At 48.7% G+C, this 16,359-nt stretch carries 15 protein-coding genes and 1 riboswitch; of the genes, 5 read left to right on the top strand and 10 right to left on the bottom strand.

Features of this window, described 5'->3' with window-relative positions; all coding sequences use genetic code 11:
• Positions 1-292 precede the first annotated feature (292 nt).
• From G548_RS0102445 to G548_RS0102435, 3 genes are read right to left on the bottom strand one after another with little or no spacing between them, the layout of a single operon-like run.
• Entirely contained in the window at positions 293-1,279 is a 987-nt protein-coding gene (locus tag G548_RS0102445) for an aldo/keto reductase (RefSeq protein WP_022792566.1), read from the bottom strand.
• Positions 1,280-1,339: 60 nt separating this feature from the next.
• Positions 1,340-1,690: an avidin-fold protein gene (locus G548_RS0102440; protein ID WP_022792565.1), complete on the bottom strand. Its 351-nt coding sequence runs from the start codon at positions 1,688-1,690 to the stop codon at positions 1,340-1,342.
• Positions 1,691-1,703: 13 nt separating this feature from the next.
• Complete coding sequence (locus tag G548_RS0102435; RefSeq protein WP_022792564.1) at positions 1,704-2,159, bottom strand: hypothetical protein; 456 nt, start codon at positions 2,157-2,159, stop codon at positions 1,704-1,706.
• A 124-nt stretch (positions 2,160-2,283) separates the two neighbouring features.
• Here G548_RS0102435 and thiT point away from each other — a divergent pair, with 124 nt between their 5' ends.
• Both thiT and G548_RS0102425 read left to right on the top strand, forming a co-directional pair.
• Positions 2,284-2,844: an energy-coupled thiamine transporter ThiT gene (gene thiT, locus G548_RS0102430; protein WP_022792563.1), complete on the top strand. Its 561-nt coding sequence runs from the start codon at positions 2,284-2,286 to the stop codon at positions 2,842-2,844.
• 113 nt (positions 2,845-2,957) lie between these two features.
• Complete coding sequence (locus tag G548_RS0102425; RefSeq protein ID WP_022792562.1) at positions 2,958-4,001, top strand: oxidoreductase; 1,044 nt, start codon at positions 2,958-2,960, stop codon at positions 3,999-4,001.
• A gap of 109 nt (positions 4,002-4,110) precedes the next feature.
• Here G548_RS0102425 and G548_RS0102420 read toward each other — a convergent pair whose 3' ends face one another.
• Positions 4,111-4,716, bottom strand: coding sequence for a GntR family transcriptional regulator (locus G548_RS0102420; RefSeq protein WP_022792561.1), 606 nt, complete (start codon positions 4,714-4,716; stop codon positions 4,111-4,113).
• Positions 4,717-4,895: 179 nt separating this feature from the next.
• Here G548_RS0102420 and G548_RS0102415 point away from each other — a divergent pair, with 179 nt between their 5' ends.
• Positions 4,896-5,804 (top strand): NAD(P)-binding domain-containing protein, encoded by a 909-nt coding sequence (locus G548_RS0102415; RefSeq protein ID WP_281163391.1) that lies wholly within the window; start codon positions 4,896-4,898, stop codon positions 5,802-5,804.
• On the top strand, positions 5,801-7,228 hold the full coding sequence (locus G548_RS0102410) for a four-carbon acid sugar kinase family protein (RefSeq protein WP_022792559.1): 1,428 nt from the start codon (positions 5,801-5,803) through the stop codon (positions 7,226-7,228). The genes G548_RS0102415 and G548_RS0102410 overlap by 4 nt, the downstream gene beginning before the upstream one ends.
• A gap of 45 nt (positions 7,229-7,273) precedes the next feature.
• Here G548_RS0102410 and thiE read toward each other — a convergent pair whose 3' ends face one another.
• The 6 genes from thiE to coaW form a co-directional block, all read right to left on the bottom strand.
• Positions 7,274-7,933 (bottom strand): thiamine phosphate synthase, encoded by a 660-nt coding sequence (gene thiE, locus G548_RS17155; RefSeq protein WP_022792558.1) that lies wholly within the window; start codon positions 7,931-7,933, stop codon positions 7,274-7,276.
• Between the two features lie 12 nt (positions 7,934-7,945).
• On the bottom strand, positions 7,946-8,749 hold the full coding sequence (gene thiM, locus G548_RS0102400) for a hydroxyethylthiazole kinase (protein WP_022792557.1): 804 nt from the start codon (positions 8,747-8,749) through the stop codon (positions 7,946-7,948).
• 17 nt (positions 8,750-8,766) lie between these two features.
• Positions 8,767-9,579 carry a bifunctional hydroxymethylpyrimidine kinase/phosphomethylpyrimidine kinase gene (gene thiD, locus G548_RS0102395; RefSeq protein ID WP_022792556.1) on the bottom strand — a complete coding sequence of 271 codons (813 nt, stop codon included), beginning with the start codon at positions 9,577-9,579 and terminating at the stop codon, positions 8,767-8,769.
• 96 nt (positions 9,580-9,675) lie between these two features.
• A riboswitch (TPP riboswitch) is annotated at positions 9,676-9,775 on the bottom strand.
• A gap of 41 nt (positions 9,776-9,816) precedes the next feature.
• A complete protein-coding gene (locus tag G548_RS17150; protein WP_022792555.1) occupies positions 9,817-13,191 on the bottom strand; it encodes an efflux RND transporter permease subunit in 3,375 nt (1,124 codons plus the stop codon).
• Positions 13,192-13,322: 131 nt separating this feature from the next.
• Positions 13,323-13,781 carry a MarR family winged helix-turn-helix transcriptional regulator gene (locus G548_RS0102385; protein ID WP_022792554.1) on the bottom strand — a complete coding sequence of 153 codons (459 nt, stop codon included), beginning with the start codon at positions 13,779-13,781 and terminating at the stop codon, positions 13,323-13,325.
• Positions 13,782-13,786: 5 nt separating this feature from the next.
• Complete coding sequence (gene coaW / locus G548_RS0102380; RefSeq protein WP_022792553.1) at positions 13,787-14,647, bottom strand: type II pantothenate kinase; 861 nt, start codon at positions 14,645-14,647, stop codon at positions 13,787-13,789.
• Between the two features lie 244 nt (positions 14,648-14,891).
• Here coaW and cls point away from each other — a divergent pair, with 244 nt between their 5' ends.
• Positions 14,892-16,349, top strand: a complete 1,458-nt coding sequence (gene cls / locus G548_RS0102375; protein ID WP_022792552.1) for a cardiolipin synthase — start codon at positions 14,892-14,894, stop codon at positions 16,347-16,349.
• Positions 16,350-16,359: the final 10 nt, after the last annotated feature.

Raw genomic sequence — 16,359 nt, 5'->3', positions numbered from 1 at the left:
GTCCAAATATATTGATGACAATAATGAAATGATTTCTTGATGAAATATGGACCGTTCATTTTTTAGTATTCGCTTACATCTTTATTTTATGGGATTTCCTGTACAAACACAATTAAAGGAAAATATAAATACGACAGTATCAATGTTGACACGATTAAACAAACAGGCTCAAATACTGTAAAGCACATCTGCCGCATGCAGAATTTTTTCTGTATGTATAACCCTTCGCTGACTTCTCTCCATCATCCTTTATTTCATAAAAAATGCCGCGCCCAGGCGCAGCATTTTTTCTTTACCGGGTTGGAGGAGCCATAAATTCAGGCCCTACCGGGTCTTTTACATGCTTATTTACAATTTCGTTCACGGCTTTCATATCCGTCTGGTCAAGCTGCCAGTTCATAATTTCCTCAATGCCGTTCATCTGGTCCGGACGGCGGCCTCCCCACAGGGCTGTACTTGTTCCAGGCTGGTCCAGCACCCAGCGGACAGCCAGATGGATTACTCGCTTGTCATATTTATTTTGCACGTATTGATCGAGTTCATTTACCGCCGCAATGTACTGCGGAAAACGATCTGCCTGAAACTTCGGGTCCCCGTTGCGGAGATCGTCACCTTCAAATGTCGTGTTTTCCGACATCTTGCCGCTTAATAATCCGCGGCACAGTGATCCATACAAAAGCGTGGAAATGTCCTGTTTTTCCGCATATGGAAGAATGTCTTTTTCAATGCCCCGTTCAAAAACGTTATACGGCGGCTGGATAACATGAACCGGTGCCGTTTTTTTAAATTCTTCGAGCTCTTCCACAGTGAAATTACTGACCGCTATCGCACGAATTTTTCCTGCATCGAGTATTTCTTTCATAGCCCCTGCCGTTTCGGCCATATCTGCTTTAGGATCCGGCCAGTGTACATGATAAATATCGATATGGTCTGTCTGCAGCCGCTGCAGGGAATCATCAATTTCCCGGCGGATGCGGGCTGCTGTACCGTCCCGGAAGACACCGTCCTCGTTCCAGTTCATGCCGCACTTGCTCGACAGCACGACGTTTTGCCGCTTGTTATCCTGCTTTAATGCCTTCCCGACAATTTTTTCTGATTCTCCGAACCCGTAAGCAGGAGCAGTATCCACAAGGGTAATGCCTTTATCAAGAGCTGCGTGTATCGTTTCAATCGACTGCTTTTCATCTGTGCCACCCCACTGCGTGCCGCCAATCGCCCACGTGCCCAGTCCTATCCGTGACGGGCTCAGGTTTGTGCCGGCAATAGAAGTATGTTCCATGTTGAAAGTCTCCTTTGTATGATGCGTAGTCGAACATACTTTTCCTCCGGTGCCGGAATTTTAAACCATATCGCTTTTCAATTCTTCTACGATGGATGTTCCCTTCTCGCTGCTTTCATCCTGCCACTGCCACTGTTCATGCAGGCGGATCCTTCCGTCTTCCAGCACTTCCGGAACCGAGTAACACTTGCCGCCGCGAATGCTCCAGTCCTCGTTTATGTGATTGTACCGGAATTCCAGCTCGCCATTGGCATATACTTTTCCAATTAAAACACCGGAAACGACCTCGCCTCCAGAATAGTGGGCCCGAAGCACTGACCCGTCCTGTTCGTAATGAAAAACGGTCTGGCCTGATACCTCTCCGCCTGTGCTGTTTTCTATGCCTGCAAACTGTCTGTCGTGATAATTCACTGTTTTTCCTCCTTCACTGCCCGAGCGAACGGGCTAATTGATTCGAAAACATGATGACCGCTAAAAAAAACGGACCGGAGCCTGCCATGATCCAGGCAATCGTCTGTGCCTGCACGAACTGGGAAATAAAAAATGACATAGAGGACGCCATCGTCACCACGACAAAAAAGCCGTCGAGCTGGTAGGCGTAGATGATCGATACGCCGTAAAAAATGCCAAGAAAACCGAAAAAAAACGTACCCAGAACTGGATACAGAATATGATACTGATACGGCTCCACGAGCTTAAGCAGCAGTACCCCAACGATCGAACCAAGGTACGTGCATACTGCTAAAAGAAAGGCCAGATTGGGAAAAAGCTGTACCTCCCCCAGGATAATTGTATAGAATATAAATAACAGCAGGGTCACCGTACAGGCAGCTCCGCTGCCCTTTAAATATTCCCTCAGCATATCTGTCGATGTCTCCATGTAATCCTCTCCCTGTTTCTTCCTTCTTGTCATATTATATCAGACAAACCTTTGCCCTTGGCGTTTCTTTCTTTTGCCCATTATGCTAAGATAGTATCGGCAAATTCCAGGGAGGTGTTCATCGTTGGAGAGGGGTAAACGTTTAGCAATTATGATAGAAACAGCATTCATGGCTGCTCTCTCTTTTATTTTAGGATTTCTTGAATTCGGCGGACCGTGGCTCGCCGGCGGTTCGATTTCTTTTATTATGGTTCCTATTTTTCTAATGGCTTTTCGCCGTGGATGGAAAGCGGGACTTGCTACAGGGTTTCTGGCAGGAATGCTCCAGCTTCTGCAGGGAGCGACCATCGTCCATCCCGTGCAGCTCGTACTTGAATACCCGATCGCCTATACAGTGCTCGGATTTGCTGCCATTTTCACAACCCATGCTGTCTTCCGGGAGCGGATCCCTTACCTCTTAATGCTTATCGGCATTGTTTTTGGGGCACTGCTTCGCTATATCGACCACTTTGTCTCGGGCGTCATCTGGTTTGGCAGCTACGCACCGGAGGGGACACCTGTTGTGGTGTATTCGGCACTCTACAACGCTTCATATTTAATTCCGCAAACCATTATTACCGTTATTATTCTGTTTGTTATCGCAAAATATCGCCCGAAATTTTTTGACCAGCCGAAATGGAAATAGGCATGATACTTTAAAGCGGCAGGACGACTGCCGCTTTTTTCTATGGTGGTGACGTTTCCTTTTACGGACAGAGGGGAAACGTTTATTAATAACTTTTGAGGAGGTCGTCAGCCATGCAGCCGATCAATACTGCTATTATCGCTTTTGGTTTTTCAGGCTCTGTGTTTCATACACCTATTATCGAAAAAAGCGATCACTTTAATATCCGTCTCGTTTCATCCTCGAGTGCGGAAAAAGTACATGAGCGGCTTCCGGGTGTTGAAGTTACCGATGAAGCAGAGGAAGCCTGCCGGCGTGAGGATATTGATCTTGTTGTCATTACGAGTCCAAACACCACCCATTACCCTTTAGCCAAAGCTGCAATTGAAAACGGCAAGCACGTGGTGCTGGAAAAACCATTTGTCCCTACATATGAGGAAGCCGTAGAGCTGACAGAGCTCGCCGAAGCAAACGATGTCGTTTTGAGCGTATATCACAACCGCCGCTGGGACGGTGATTTTTTAACGATCCGTTCTTTGATGGAAGCAGGGGCGCTTGGCGACGTTCATACCTTTCAGGCTGCGTGGAACGACTATGCCCCGGAGGTGGAGGGGCTCTGGCGCGAACAGGACCTGCCAGGCTCGGGCAGCTGGTTTGACTTAGGTGCCCATTTCATTGATCAGGCGCTTGAACTGTTCGGTATGCCGGAAACCATTTTCGCTGACCTCGAAATGCAGCGCCCGAAAACGAATAATACCGATTATTTTCACGCGATTCTTGGCTATCCAAACCAGCGGGTTATTTTACAATCCAGCTTTCTTGCCGTCGGGGAGGTTCCCCGGTATATTGTGCACGGAACAAAAGGCAGCTTTGTGAAATACGGCTTTGATCCCCAGGAGGAAATGTTGATTAATGGGACATCGCCCGGGGACCGGGGATGGGCTGTGGAGGATGAAGCTTACTACGGGACGTTTACCGATGCCTACGGGGGGACGGAGAAAATCCCTACCCATCAGGGATCGTATGAGTCCTATTATGAAAAGATCGCCCAGGCCATCCAGGAGGATGGTAAAAATCCGGTGACCGCCATTGAAGCGAGCAGAGTTATACGTTTGCTGGAGCTCGCCGAAAAAAGCAATTGGGAACAACGGGTCATTCCAGTCTCGTTTAACAAATAAGAAAGCTTCTTTCCAGAAACCTCCATATAGACGGGATTTTATCACGCCTGTCTGCATGGGGGTTATTTTTCTTTCCGGAAAAGGGGCTGCGGATGTATTTAGCCGGCTTTCACCAGGAATGGATGGAAAAATCCAGATCCTTCTTTAAATGACTTTTCATCAACGCTTCTGCCTTCTCCTCCTCGTGATTTCGAATCGCTTTAAGTATGGCCTCATGCTCCTCAATCAGACGGGGCCTTTGGTGATAAACTACTGTTCTCCGGAACAAAAAAATAACTGACTGCATTCGTTCAATCGTGTCGATTAGTACGTCGTTATTGCTCGCCCTGACGATAATATCGTGGAATTCTTTATTGGCCTCCATAATTTCTTCCGTTGTGCCCTGCTTCGCAGCTTCTATACACCTCTGCAGATCTTTCACCCGGTCAGGCCCCATGTAACGGGCAGCCTGGCGGACAGCAAACCCTTCGAGCAGCATCCGCACATCAAACGTATTCATTAAATCCTTAATCGTCGGGTTGATCACCCGCTTATCTTTAATTAAGCCCTCCTCTTCGAGCTTGCGCATCGCGTCTCTTACAGGGGTCCGGCTGACCCCAAGTTCGTCTGCAAGCTTCACTTCCGTTAATTTTTCCCCGCGTTCATATTTTTCCTCAAATATGGCATCCCGAATTTTTTCATATGCCGTATCTGAAGCCGAATGCTGTTGCTTCATTGTTCCCCCACCCCTTCCGGTGCAATCTTCTGTTTTCATTTCTTATTCTCATTATACCTACCTAATAGAAATTAAAACAACTTACCTATTAATGTATACAATAAATATAAATTTGTGTACAATAATTTCATTGTAAACCTTATCATTTGTAATAAAAAACGCTTTCCCTATTTAATAAACTGAAGGAGTGGAACCATATGAATATTGGACAAATTGGTTTAGGTATTATGGGAGCGCCAATGGCTGAGAATCTTCTGAAGGCCGGATTTACACTGAAGGGGTTTGACATCCACCCCGAGGCCGGACAGCGGGTAGCAAAAGCGGGAGGAGAAGCCGTTGATTCCGCCAGGGAAGCAGCCGAAGGCAGTGACATTATTATTACCATGCTTCCTACAACAGCTATACTCGATGAAGTAATAAATGGTATTCTGCCGGTCGTGAAAAAAGGAGCAGTCGTGGTTGATATGAGCTCTGTATCCCCCGTAGATTCCAGGCGCTGGGCAGAGATGCTTCAGGAAAAAGAAGCAGCCTTTCTGGATGCGCCGGTGAGCGGCGGGGAGCCCAAAGCGATAGACGGGACGCTTTCCATTATGGTGGGCGGGGATGAGCACGCCTTTGCCACTGTCTATCCAGTGCTCCGTGCTGTTGGTACAGATGTTACACACGTCGGTGAAGTGGGCGCCGGCTCCACCACGAAGCTTGCCAATCAAATATTAGTAAATGTCACGATGGCCGCCATGTCAGAAGCCGTTCTACTTGCTTCCAAAGCAGGAGCGGACATTGATAAAGTGTACGAGGCTATCCGCAACGGCCTCGCCGGCAGCAGTGTGCTTGATGCAAAAATCCCGAAAATTCTCGAACGGGACTTTACTGCAGGCGGACGGATTGACATTAATTTAAAGGATCTGTCCAACGTCCTTCAGACCGGGAAATCACTCGGGGTTCCCCTGCCGCTTTCGTCGGACGTGGCTGAAATGTACGAGTCCATGGTCGCACACGGCAAAAAATCCGACGATCACAGTGGCGTGCTCCAGCATTACGAAATGCTTGCGAACTATTCGGTGCCAAAAGGAGGGAAAGACGAATGACCCAGATTAATGATTATATTAACTCTCTGCCCGCTTATGATGAAAAAAAAGTAGATGCTTTTTTTAAGGAAGCAGCCCAAAACATACCTCATAAAATCATTTCCCTCGACGATGATCCAACTGGTGTGCAGACGGTTCACGGCGTACCGGTTTATACAGACTGGGCGGAGGAGACGATCCGGGAGGCTTTTGAAGACGCGCGGCAGCTTGTATTCATTCTCACAAATTCACGTTCCTTCTCTGAAGCCGAAACAACGAAGGTTCATACCGAGATCGCAGAGCGAATAGCCCGCGTGGCTGAAGAAAAAAATCAGCCGTTTCTGCTGATCAGCCGGGGGGATTCTACCCTGCGGGGGCACTACCCGCTCGAAACAGAGGTTTTAAAAGATACACTGGAAGCCCGGTCAGGCCAGACCGTGGACGGAGAAATTCTTCTTCCCTTTTTTGAACAGGGAAACCGGCGGACCGCTTTCGACGTGCACTACATTCAGCAGGGAGAAGCCTTTATACCCGTGGCGGAGACGGAATTTGCCAGCGACCGGATGTTCGGATTTGCTTCAAGCCACTTAGGGGAATATGTAGAAGAAAAAACAAATGGCCGGTTTAAAAAGGAAGACGCTATTTCCATTTCTATCGAGGAGCTCCGGGCTCTCGACTTTGAAGCAATCGAAGCTAAACTAGAACAGGCATCGTCCTTTCAAAAGATTATCGTCAACGCTGTCAGTGAAACAGATGTAAAAGTCTTCTGCACGGCCCTCTTTCGGACCGTGCAAAACCATAAAAACTTTCTATTCCGGACGGCGGCGACATTTACTAAAGAAATTGGCGGCATCACCCGCAAACCATATTTAGAGGCGGGCAGCCTCTTCGAGCATCAAAGTGACAATGGCGGTTTGATTATTATCGGCTCCCATGTGCAAAAATCGACGGAACAGCTCGAAGTTTTGAAGCAGCTGACCGATATTTCATTTGTGGAATTTTATTGCCCTGCGGTGATGGATGAGGAGGCATTTCAAAAAGAAATTCACCGTGTCCAGCAGATCGTCGATAACTCCACCGGGCAGGGAACGACGGTGTGTGTCTACACTTCCCGGGAGCGCATTGACTTAGGGGAAAACCGAAAAGAAGAAGAGCTGGCGTTATCTGTAAAAATTTCTGATGCAGTAACAAACTTTGTGAAAAAAGCTGCTTATCAGCCGGCGTTTGTCGTTGCAAAAGGCGGTATTACATCGAGCGATGTCGGCACGAAGGGGCTGCTCGTTAAAAAAGCAGAAGTACTCGGGCAGATTGCTCCCGGTGTGCCCGTCTGGCAGACAGATGCTAAAAGCCGTTTCCCGGGGATTCCGTATGTAATATTTCCGGGAAATGTAGGAGAAAAAGAAACTTTAAAGCATGTCGTACAAACCCTGCAGAAGCATATATAACACAAAGAACCGGCGGGACCATTTCCAGGCTCCCCGCCGGTTCTTCTATTTTCCCTGCTTTTCTGCCGGTCCGTCCAAACGGCTGCGAAGCTTTCTTGCAGCCTTCTCCGGCGCGTCTGCCAGACTGATGGCAGAGATCAGCGACACCCCGTCTGCCCCGGCCTCCAAAATATCAGCAGCGTTGGAGGCGTCAATGCCGCCAATCCCTACAATCGGAAGGGCGATGCCTTCTGCCCGGAGCCGGCGGATGCCTTCAAGCCCGACCGGAGCTTTGGCATCTTCTTTAGTATCAGTCGCAAACATCGGACCCACGCCCAGGTAATCCGCCCCGTCTGCAGCCGCCCGGTGTGCTTCTTCAATAGTGCGCACTGATACCCCGATCACCATGCGGGAAGGGCAGCGTTCCTTGACTTTCGAAGCCGGATCGTCCTCCTGCCCGATATGAATCCCGTCTGCTTCGAGCCGGATCGCCATATCCACGTCGTCATTCACAATAAACGGAACATGAAAAGCAGCACATTGAGCCTTCATTTTCCGGCCAAGCCGCCACTTTTCCTCTTCAGGCAGTGCCCCCTGGCCTTTTTCGCGGAACTGGAAGCACGTAATGCCGCCCTGAAGAGCTTCCTGCAATACCTGCTCCGGATTTCTTCCGCCTGTATTGTTGCTTCCCATAATAAAATACAGCTTCAGCATCTCTTTATCCATGGTTTCAGCCCCCTATGATTCCTGTTTGACGCGGATATAGTGGCGCAGGTCCATTTCCTGCGTTGCATGGAGGGCGTTCAATAATTCAATTTGAAAGGAGCCCGGGCCTTCCCTTGTCGTTAAGCTGCCTGCAATTTCTGCCGCTGCGCCGTAATAGGCAAGCGCGGCTGCCACTGCCCCGGCCGAATGCTGAACGGTTAAAAAGGAGGCTGCGATCGAGCTGAGAAGGCAGCCAGTGCCGGTTACTTTTGTCAGCAGTGTATGGCCGTTCTGCACGATAAATACTTCGCCCTGATGAGCGACTGCGTCTTCCACTCCGGTCACCGCTGCAATTGCTTCAAACTTTCTTGCGGCTTCTTTAGCGAGCATCGGGTTATCTGCTTCTCCCGAAGCGTCCACGCCCTGTACGTTCCCGCTTTCACCGAGCAGCGCTGCCATTTCTCCTGCATTTGCCCGGATCAGCGCCACATCCAGCTCTTCGAGAAGAGCAAGTGCCGTTTCCGTCCGGTAAGCCGTTGCGCCTGCCCCTACAGGATCCAGAATGACGGGGATGCCTTTTTCATTAGCTGCTTTGCCGGCGAGCCGCATCGCCTTCACCTGTTCCCGGTTCAGCGTGCCGATATTTAGTACAAGCGCATTCGCCGCTTTAGCCATTTCCGCTGCTTCCTCCGGTGCGTTTGCCATTACCGGGGAGGCGCCCATAGAAAGCAGTCCATTGGCGGTGAAATTTGTTACGACGGTGTTCGTAATATTATGAATCAGCGGCCGTGTTTTTCGTACTTGCTCCAGCAGGCCTATAACTTCCTTTGCTTTCATGCCGATCCCTCATTTCTTTATTTTAGTAGTTGATCGAGTGGAACGCGCACTCCCCAGTGATTGACCGGTCCATTACCCTTACCGATCTCAAGGGGGTGTGCAATCGCATTGGTAATATATTCCTTGCTTTCCTGCACTGCTAAATAAATGGACTTTCCTCGCGCAAGCTTTGCGGCGATCGCAGCTGATAGTGTACAGCCAGTGCCGTGCGTGTGCTTTGTATCCGTGCGCGGTGAACGGAAGTAATGAATTTCCCCATCGACGTACAAAATATCGACCGCGTCTTCTTTCATATGGCCGCCTTTTACAAGTGCTGCCCGGGCTCCTAATTTATCAACGATTGTTTTTGCAGCTGCTTCCATCTCCTCCAGGGACTGAACCTGTGAGTCCGTCAGGCTTGCTGCCTCTGCCATATTCGGCGTGACAACCGCGGCCAGAGGGAGAAATTCATTTTTCATTACCTCAAGCGTCTCCTTCTCAGAAAGAGAATCTCCGCTTGTGGCCACCATTACCGGGTCAATAACCACCGGCAGATCGTATTTTTTCAGCATGTTTACCGTTGTGCGGATCATATTCGGAGTTGCTATCATCCCGGTTTTGACCGCATCCGGCATAATGTCGTCAAATACGGAGTCCAGCTGGGCCTGAAGCAGGTTGGTGCTCATATGCTCCACCTGCTGGACCCCGGTTGTATTTTGTGCGAGCACACTCGTAATAGCAGACATTCCATAAGCTTCGCATTCCTGAAATGCCTTCAGATCAGCCTGGATCCCGGCCCCGCCGGTGGGATCTGTTCCAGCAATAGTTAATACTTTAGGTACTTGTGGCATTCGTTGTATCCTCCTTTGAAAGGAATCCAGCTTTAGATTAAAAAAGCTCACTCCCTGAAGTAGAGAGTGAGCTTTGGCGTATACGTACGTATTGTATAAAACGAAGCTCCACTTCCCTACGCTGGTACTACCCAGATCAGGTTCGAAGGGACCAAGAATCGTTCTTGTCTCAGCGCAGGCGCCCCTAGCGGATTCCTTACTATTTTTCTTAATCGTACGTGACGTACAGTCCTAATGTCAATTTTTTTCATCATCGCCGGATTTTTTATTTTTGTCCGGATCCTTGGAAGAACGATTTCCTTCCTCTTTTTCTGATTTGCCGACGATGCGTTCGAGAAGATACAGAATATCATCGCGGGACATATCTTCCCGGTTTTTATTTTCTACATTCTCCGGTTTATTACTTTCTTCTGTATTTTCATTTTCCTGCTGGTCTTCATTGTTTTTCCGTTCTTCCCCGTTTTGTTCTTCCTGCTCTCTCTTTTCCCGTTCCTTACGTCTTTCCTCTACTTCCCAGCCGTACATGTAGCCTCCGTCCGGCATAGCGAATTTTTTATTCATGCTTCTTGTTTCCTTGGTAAACAGAGTGTAGAGCGTCGGAATGATAAACAGCGTCAGGAACGTACTGCTGATGAGACCACCGATGACCGCAATACCCATTGGCTGCTGGATTTCTGATCCTTCCCCGAATCCGAGGGCAAGCGGCAGTACGCCAAGAATGGTCGTAAAGGCTGTCATCAGTATAGGCCGTGACCGTTTTTTCACAGATTCAATGACTGCTTCTCTTACCGGCATGCCACGTTCTGCAAGCTGATTCGTATAATCAACAAGAACGATCGCATTGTTGACAACAATACCGGCAAGTACAATTAGGCCGATGAATACAGTGATACTGAGCGGTGTCTGGGTTGCAAATAAAGCAAGCATCACACCGATGATCACCAGGGGCACGCTGAACATTACCACAAATGGATATTTGAAGGATTCAAACTGGCCGGCCATGACAAGATAAATGAACACTACCGCCAGAAGGAAGGCAAACACGAGACTTTGAATGCTGTCATCGAGAAGCTCCTGTTCGCCGGAGAAGTTCAATGTCGTCGCCGCTCCGGTATCTACGTCGTCGACCGTGTCTTCAATTAACGTAGAGGTTTCATTCAGGCTCGTACCGGTGCCATAGGTGACTGTAAATTCAGTACTCCGTTCCTGGTCAAGCCGGTTAATGACCGCCGGACCCTCTCCTTCTTCAATATCAGCCACGTCGCTTAAGCTGACGTATTCTCCTTCGGGAGTAGCGAGCTGCAGGCTTTCGAGATCTTCCTGATTTTCAAGGGAATCCTCTGCATACTGCACGTTCACGTTCAGCGGCCCTTCGTTATCCGTCTGAATCGTCGACGCCACTTCTCCGCTTGTCGTACTGTTCACCGTCTGGGCGATTTCAGCCGGCGTCAGGCCATTATCCTGCGCCTCGTCTTCATTAATCTGCACCTGGATTTCCGGAGCAGTCTCTTCATCTGACGTTTCTACATTTCGTATGGTATTTTCACTTTCAAGCTCCGACTGCACGGCGTCTGCATCTTCAGCGAGCCGTTCTTCATTTTCATTTGAGAGCGTAAATTCCACGGAATTTGCTTCTCCCCCGCCAATGGCTGCAGACGAAGATAACGAAATATCTGCCTGTTCGTCAGTATTTTCCACGTCGGAGTCAATTTCTTCAATCATTTCCTCTGTCGATATATCCCGGTCTTCCAAATCCTCCATCGTCACTGTAATGGAGGCTTCATTGGATCCCGAGCTTCCGCCGCCTCCGGCTGCTACTCCGCTGCCGCCCGAGCCGACCACCGCCATATAGCTTGCAATCTCACCCTGGTCCTCAAGCACACTTTCAATTTCGTCTACCGTTTCTCCAGTCGTTTCCAGATTTGTGCCGTTTTCTTTTTCAACATCAATCGTGAAAAAGCCCTGGTCTGTCGTCGGGATAAAGTTAATCCCTGTCTGGGCAATACCACCGGCTCCGCCAAGCAGCAGAAGAAGCGTCAGCAGCAGAGCGACTGCACGGTGACCGAGGACCCAGCGAATCGAGCGGTCCAGAAATCTCATCGGCCTTGATTTTTCGCGTTTTGATTCCCTGTCTTCCGGCAGTGGCTTCAGCACACGGCTTGCAATCATCGGCACTACCGTGACAGCTACAAGCAGGGAAGCAAGCAGACTGAAGGCTACCGATAGGGCAAAGGCCTGGAAAATCTCTCCGACAATGCCGGAAATAAAGACGATTGGCAGGAAGACAGCGACCGTCGTCAGGGTTGAAGCTGTAATCGCTCCGGCCACTTCCTTCGTCCCATCGAGAGCCGCCCGTTTAGGGAGCTTTTTCATCGATAGGTGCCTGTATATGTTTTCAATGACCACTATCGCGTTATCGACAAGCATCCCGATACCAAGGGCCAGGCCGCCCATCGTCATTAAGTTTAAGCTCACATCGGTAAAGTATAGAAAAGCAAATGTCACGATTACCGAAAACGGTATCGCAATACCAATAATGAGCGGCGTCGTCAGGTTTCTTAAGAAGAAGAAAAGAACAACCATGGCGAAAACGCCGCCGGCAATTAACGCAAGTGCTACGCTGTTAATAGACTGCTGGACGTAGTCCCCTTCATCGTAAATTATCGTAGTGTCAAGATCATTATACTGATCTTCTTCGAGCAGATCGTCCAGTGTTTCGTTAAAGTCCGTGGAGACCTGAGCTGTGTTGGCGCCTGATTCCTTCAGCACCGTCATTTGAATGCCGGGCTCCTGGTTCACTTCGGTGTAGGCTGTCTGTTCCTCAGTCGTTCGTTCTACTTCCCCGACATCACCGACAGTAACCGTATCGCCGGATTCATCCTGGCCGACCGCCACTTCCTGCAAATCTTCAACCCCGTTCAGTTCATTGACTGTGCGGGTCGTTAATGTGCGCTCCCCGGAGGTAATCGTGCCTCCCGGCTGTGTAATATTATTTGCCTGTACAGCGTTTGTGACGTCGGACTGCGTCACATTATTGTCTTCAAGCGATTCCTGGTCCAGTGAAATTTCGAATTGTTCATCCAGACCGCCGCTTGTATCAACGCTTGCTACTCCCTCGGTCCGTTCAAGCTCGGTCACGATATCCTCTACCTGGCTCTGGGTCTCAGCCAGATCGTTCCCTTCGGAAAATGCAGCCATTTGAATCATGCCCTGAGCATCCGGATCAAACTCGATAAAGGAAGGATCTCCCGCATCATCCGGCAGATTGGCATTATTCATAGCGTTGTTGATTTCCTGCTGTACATCCTCCACCGAAGTGCTCCATGATAGCTCAAGCAATACAAGGCTCGTGCCTTCCTCTGACTGTGAGGTCATGCGGTCGAGTCCTTCGATGGTGGAAAGCTGCTCTTCCATCGGTTCGGTGACACTGCTTTCAATTTCCTCCGGGCCGGCGCCCTCATAGTTGGTCGCTACGGCAGCGACCGGTGGTTCAATCTCCGGAAACAGCTGCAGAGGCAGATTCGTCAGCGATACGAAACCCATCATGATAAATAAAATCATGCCGACAATCGTCAGTTTCGGCCGCCGGATAGATGTGCGGGTAATTTTCATGCATCGTTCCTCCATTGGTATGTATATTTCGATGGTTCAGCGTCTAAACTGTTAAGTAACTTAACTACACAAACAACCTTAAACGACTGGATGGCTTCCGTCAATGAAGATGCATGGGCGGCCTGCTTCTTTTATTTTTTATAGGCGTTATTGATTTCTTCCTCAAGCCGGTGTATAACCTGATTTGCCTGCTTTAACTCTTCAAGCGGTATTTTGGCGATATACTGATCGACGATATAATGTTGGAAATTTGTCAATTCTTCTTTCAGCTTCCGGCCCTTCGCCCCGTATACAAGCTGGGTTTCTCTTTTGTTTTCTTTATTGGCAGCACGATAAAGAAGATCTTCTTCTTCAAGACGCTTCATCGCCTGGCTTACCGCACTTTTTGAAATGCGCAGCCGTTGAGCCATCTCTGTTAATGTCAGACCCTCATGCCGCAGATTTATAAAAAACAGTGCTTCCTGGCGGGTAGTTAAGTGCAGTTCTCCGAGCATCGGCACTTCCGGCTGCAGCAGCGTACTAATATTTTCAAGCTTATTTACCGCCTGTTCGAACAGCTCTCTGTGTGTAGATGGTTCCATTTCGCTCATTTCACTCATCCTTTTCTTTCAGCTTTCTTTTCGGCAAAATACGGCTCTTCATGCATATAGGCGCCTACCGCTCCGCTGAATTCTCCGTAGGGAAGAAAGCATGGCTCTTTTCCGCGGAGCTTCGTATAGCCGCCAATAATTTCTTTTAAATGGTCGTGCTTATCAAAGGTGGATCCAATATACACTATGGAATCGGTGTTCAGCCGGTCGGCCATCTGCACACTCATCGTCGTAATCGTCTCGCCAATCATGCGTACAACAGCAGCAATGTAGTCTTTATTTTCATATTCATTGTTTTTCATATTCATAATATTTCCGAAATTGCTGGCTGTAAGGTCTCCAGAAATCGGAGGCTCTTCATCAGTATAAATATCCTTTACCTTAACGTTCAGCGACCGTCCGTCCCCTTCTTTTCCAAGCCGCAATATCTCTTCATACGTCTCTATACCAGTGAGAAGATAGGAGAGACCGATAAGCGTGCCCCCTCCCATCCCGCTGCCGCCGACGCGTTCGTATTCTTTTGGGCCGGCAAAATGTATCGAGGTGCCGGTCCCGACGTTTGTAATAATATACGTATCTCCGTAGGTCTCGTCTTCATTAAAACGTTTCCGCAGGTATGAAACTCCCTTACAGGTAGCTTCAAATTCACTGATAGGCTCTGCAGGCCAGGGCAGAGATTTTCGCAGCGTTTCCGCCTTCCCTCCCGTAATATGAATAACTGGATTGTCGACCCGGTCTTCAATCCATGTCTGCACCTTTTCCATGTCGGTTAGAGGTATCTTCTGCAGCTCCCACTCATCGTTCACACGGTAAGCAATTTTAATCAGCGTACCTCCTGCATCAATACCGACTACTTCGTTTTTCATTCTTCTCCCCCTGTCCCGCGTTCAAATAGTTGTATCTTCTGGCATCTCTTCGTATTTTATCCTACTTACTGACGAATTGAAAACGATGCAGCATGCCGCTCCTCCCTGTTTTTCTCAAAATTATAGGTTTTCTGCTTTGCAGCGGCTTTAATTTTGTTAAAATAATACTACTGCCGGATACGCAGATGTTTATAAATTTAACAAGGTCCTCCGTTTTAACATAGAGGAAGAATGGGGAAAGCAGATGGGCTTCGAGATATTATCCATTTTCTTAGCAATATTATCGATTTTTAATTTATTTTTCGCCTTTGTCATTATCTTTATTGAAAAACGGAACGCCACGGCCATCTGGGCCTGGATTATGGTACTGTTTTTCATCCCTTTTTTAGGATTTGTGCTTTACTTAATTTTCGGGCAGAACATGACGAGAAAACGGTTGTTTGACTGGGCAGATATCGAAAAGATCGGAATTGAAGAACTGATTCAGGAACAGATGCACACACTGCGTAACGGCACCTTTCAATTTTCGGATTCTGTTTCTTCCAAGCACCGGGACCTGATTTACATGCAGCTTGCAAACGATGGGTCGGTGCTGACAAAGGAAAACGACGTTCGCGTGTATACGGACGGCCACGAAAAGTTCGATAACCTGATTAAGGATATCGAGAAGGCCCAGGATCACATCCATCTGCAGTACTACATTCTTCGAAGTGATAACCTCGGACGACGGGTTATTGAAGCACTCAGGAAAAAGGCAGAAGAGGGTGTGGTCGTCCGGCTGCTCTACGATGATATGGGCTCGAGGAAGATGCGTAAAAAAGCACTCCAGGGGCTTGAAGCTGCCGGCGGGGAAGTGGCGGTCTTCTTTCCGAAGCGCCTGCCGATTATTAATTTACGCCTCAATTACCGCAACCACCGGAAAATTGTTGTGATAGACGGAAAAACTTCCTATGTCGGCGGCTTTAATATCGGTGATGAATACCTTGGGCTCAGCAAAAAGTTCGGGTACTGGCGGGATACGCACCTGCGTCTGGAAGGCCAGTCCGTCAAAACAGCGCAGACCCGGTTTATTCTCGACTGGAACCAGGCCAATTCCAGAAATCCCGTCCATTACGAAGAACGCTATTTTCCAACCCTCGCAGAGCCCGGAGGATGCAGCATGCAAATTGTGTCGAGCGGCCCGGATTCCGAATGGGAGCAGATTAAAAACGGATATATAAAAATGATTAACTCCGCCAAGCATTCAGTTTACATTCAAACTCCCTATTTTATTCCGGATGAAAGCCTGATGGATGCTATCCGGATCGCCTCTTTATCCGGTGTCGACGTCCGCATCATGATCCCAAGCATGCCCGATCATCCCTTCGTGTACTGGGCCACCTATTCTCATGTGGGCATTGTTCTTCGTGCCGGCGCCCGGGTTTATATTTACAACAATGGCTTTATTCATGCCAAAACGATCATGGTCGACAATGAAATCAGCTCGGTGGGCACAGCCAATATCGATGTGCGCAGCTTCCGGCTTAATTTCGAAGTGAACGCTTTTATCTATCATTCGGATACGACAAAACAGCTGACCGATACCTTCCTGTATGATATGAATACACATTCCTCCGAGCTCACCCTCGAGGCGTACCGGCAGCGCCCGCTCTGGATTCGTATCAAGGAAGCAGTCTCCCACCTTTTATCCCCGATTTTATAAAGGACATAAA

This window comes from Marinococcus halotolerans DSM 16375 (assembly GCF_000420725.1).
GTDB classification, from domain to species: domain Bacteria; phylum Bacillota; class Bacilli; order Bacillales; family Marinococcaceae; genus Marinococcus; species Marinococcus halotolerans.
The sequence above is the reverse complement of the archived record's forward strand: the minus strand, read 5'-3'. Positions and strand labels throughout refer to the sequence as shown.

Bases quoted from the DNA above. Each gene is read 5' to 3' on its own strand.
- G548_RS0102445 (WP_022792566.1), bottom strand. From the start codon at position 1,279: ATGGAACATACTTCTATTGCCGGCACAAACCTGAGCCCGTCACGGATA.
- G548_RS0102435 (WP_022792564.1), bottom strand. From the start codon at position 2,159: ATGGAGACATCGACAGATATGCTGAGGGAATATTTAAAGGGCAGCGGA.
- G548_RS0102425 (WP_022792562.1), top strand. From the start codon at position 2,958: ATGCAGCCGATCAATACTGCTATTATCGCTTTTGGTTTTTCAGGCTCT.
- G548_RS0102420 (WP_022792561.1), bottom strand. From the start codon at position 4,716: ATGAAGCAACAGCATTCGGCTTCAGATACGGCATATGAAAAAATTCGG.
- G548_RS0102410 (WP_022792559.1), top strand. From the start codon at position 5,801: ATGACCCAGATTAATGATTATATTAACTCTCTGCCCGCTTATGATGAA.
- thiE (WP_022792558.1), bottom strand. From the start codon at position 7,933: ATGGATAAAGAGATGCTGAAGCTGTATTTTATTATGGGAAGCAACAAT.
- thiM (WP_022792557.1), bottom strand. From the start codon at position 8,749: ATGAAAGCAAAGGAAGTTATAGGCCTGCTGGAGCAAGTACGAAAAACA.
- thiD (WP_022792556.1), bottom strand. From the start codon at position 9,579: ATGCCACAAGTACCTAAAGTATTAACTATTGCTGGAACAGATCCCACC.
- G548_RS17150 (WP_022792555.1), bottom strand. From the start codon at position 13,191: ATGAAAATTACCCGCACATCTATCCGGCGGCCGAAACTGACGATTGTC.
- G548_RS0102385 (WP_022792554.1), bottom strand. From the start codon at position 13,781: ATGAGCGAAATGGAACCATCTACACACAGAGAGCTGTTCGAACAGGCG.
- coaW (WP_022792553.1), bottom strand. From the start codon at position 14,647: ATGAAAAACGAAGTAGTCGGTATTGATGCAGGAGGTACGCTGATTAAA.
- cls (WP_022792552.1), top strand. From the start codon at position 14,892: ATGGGCTTCGAGATATTATCCATTTTCTTAGCAATATTATCGATTTTT.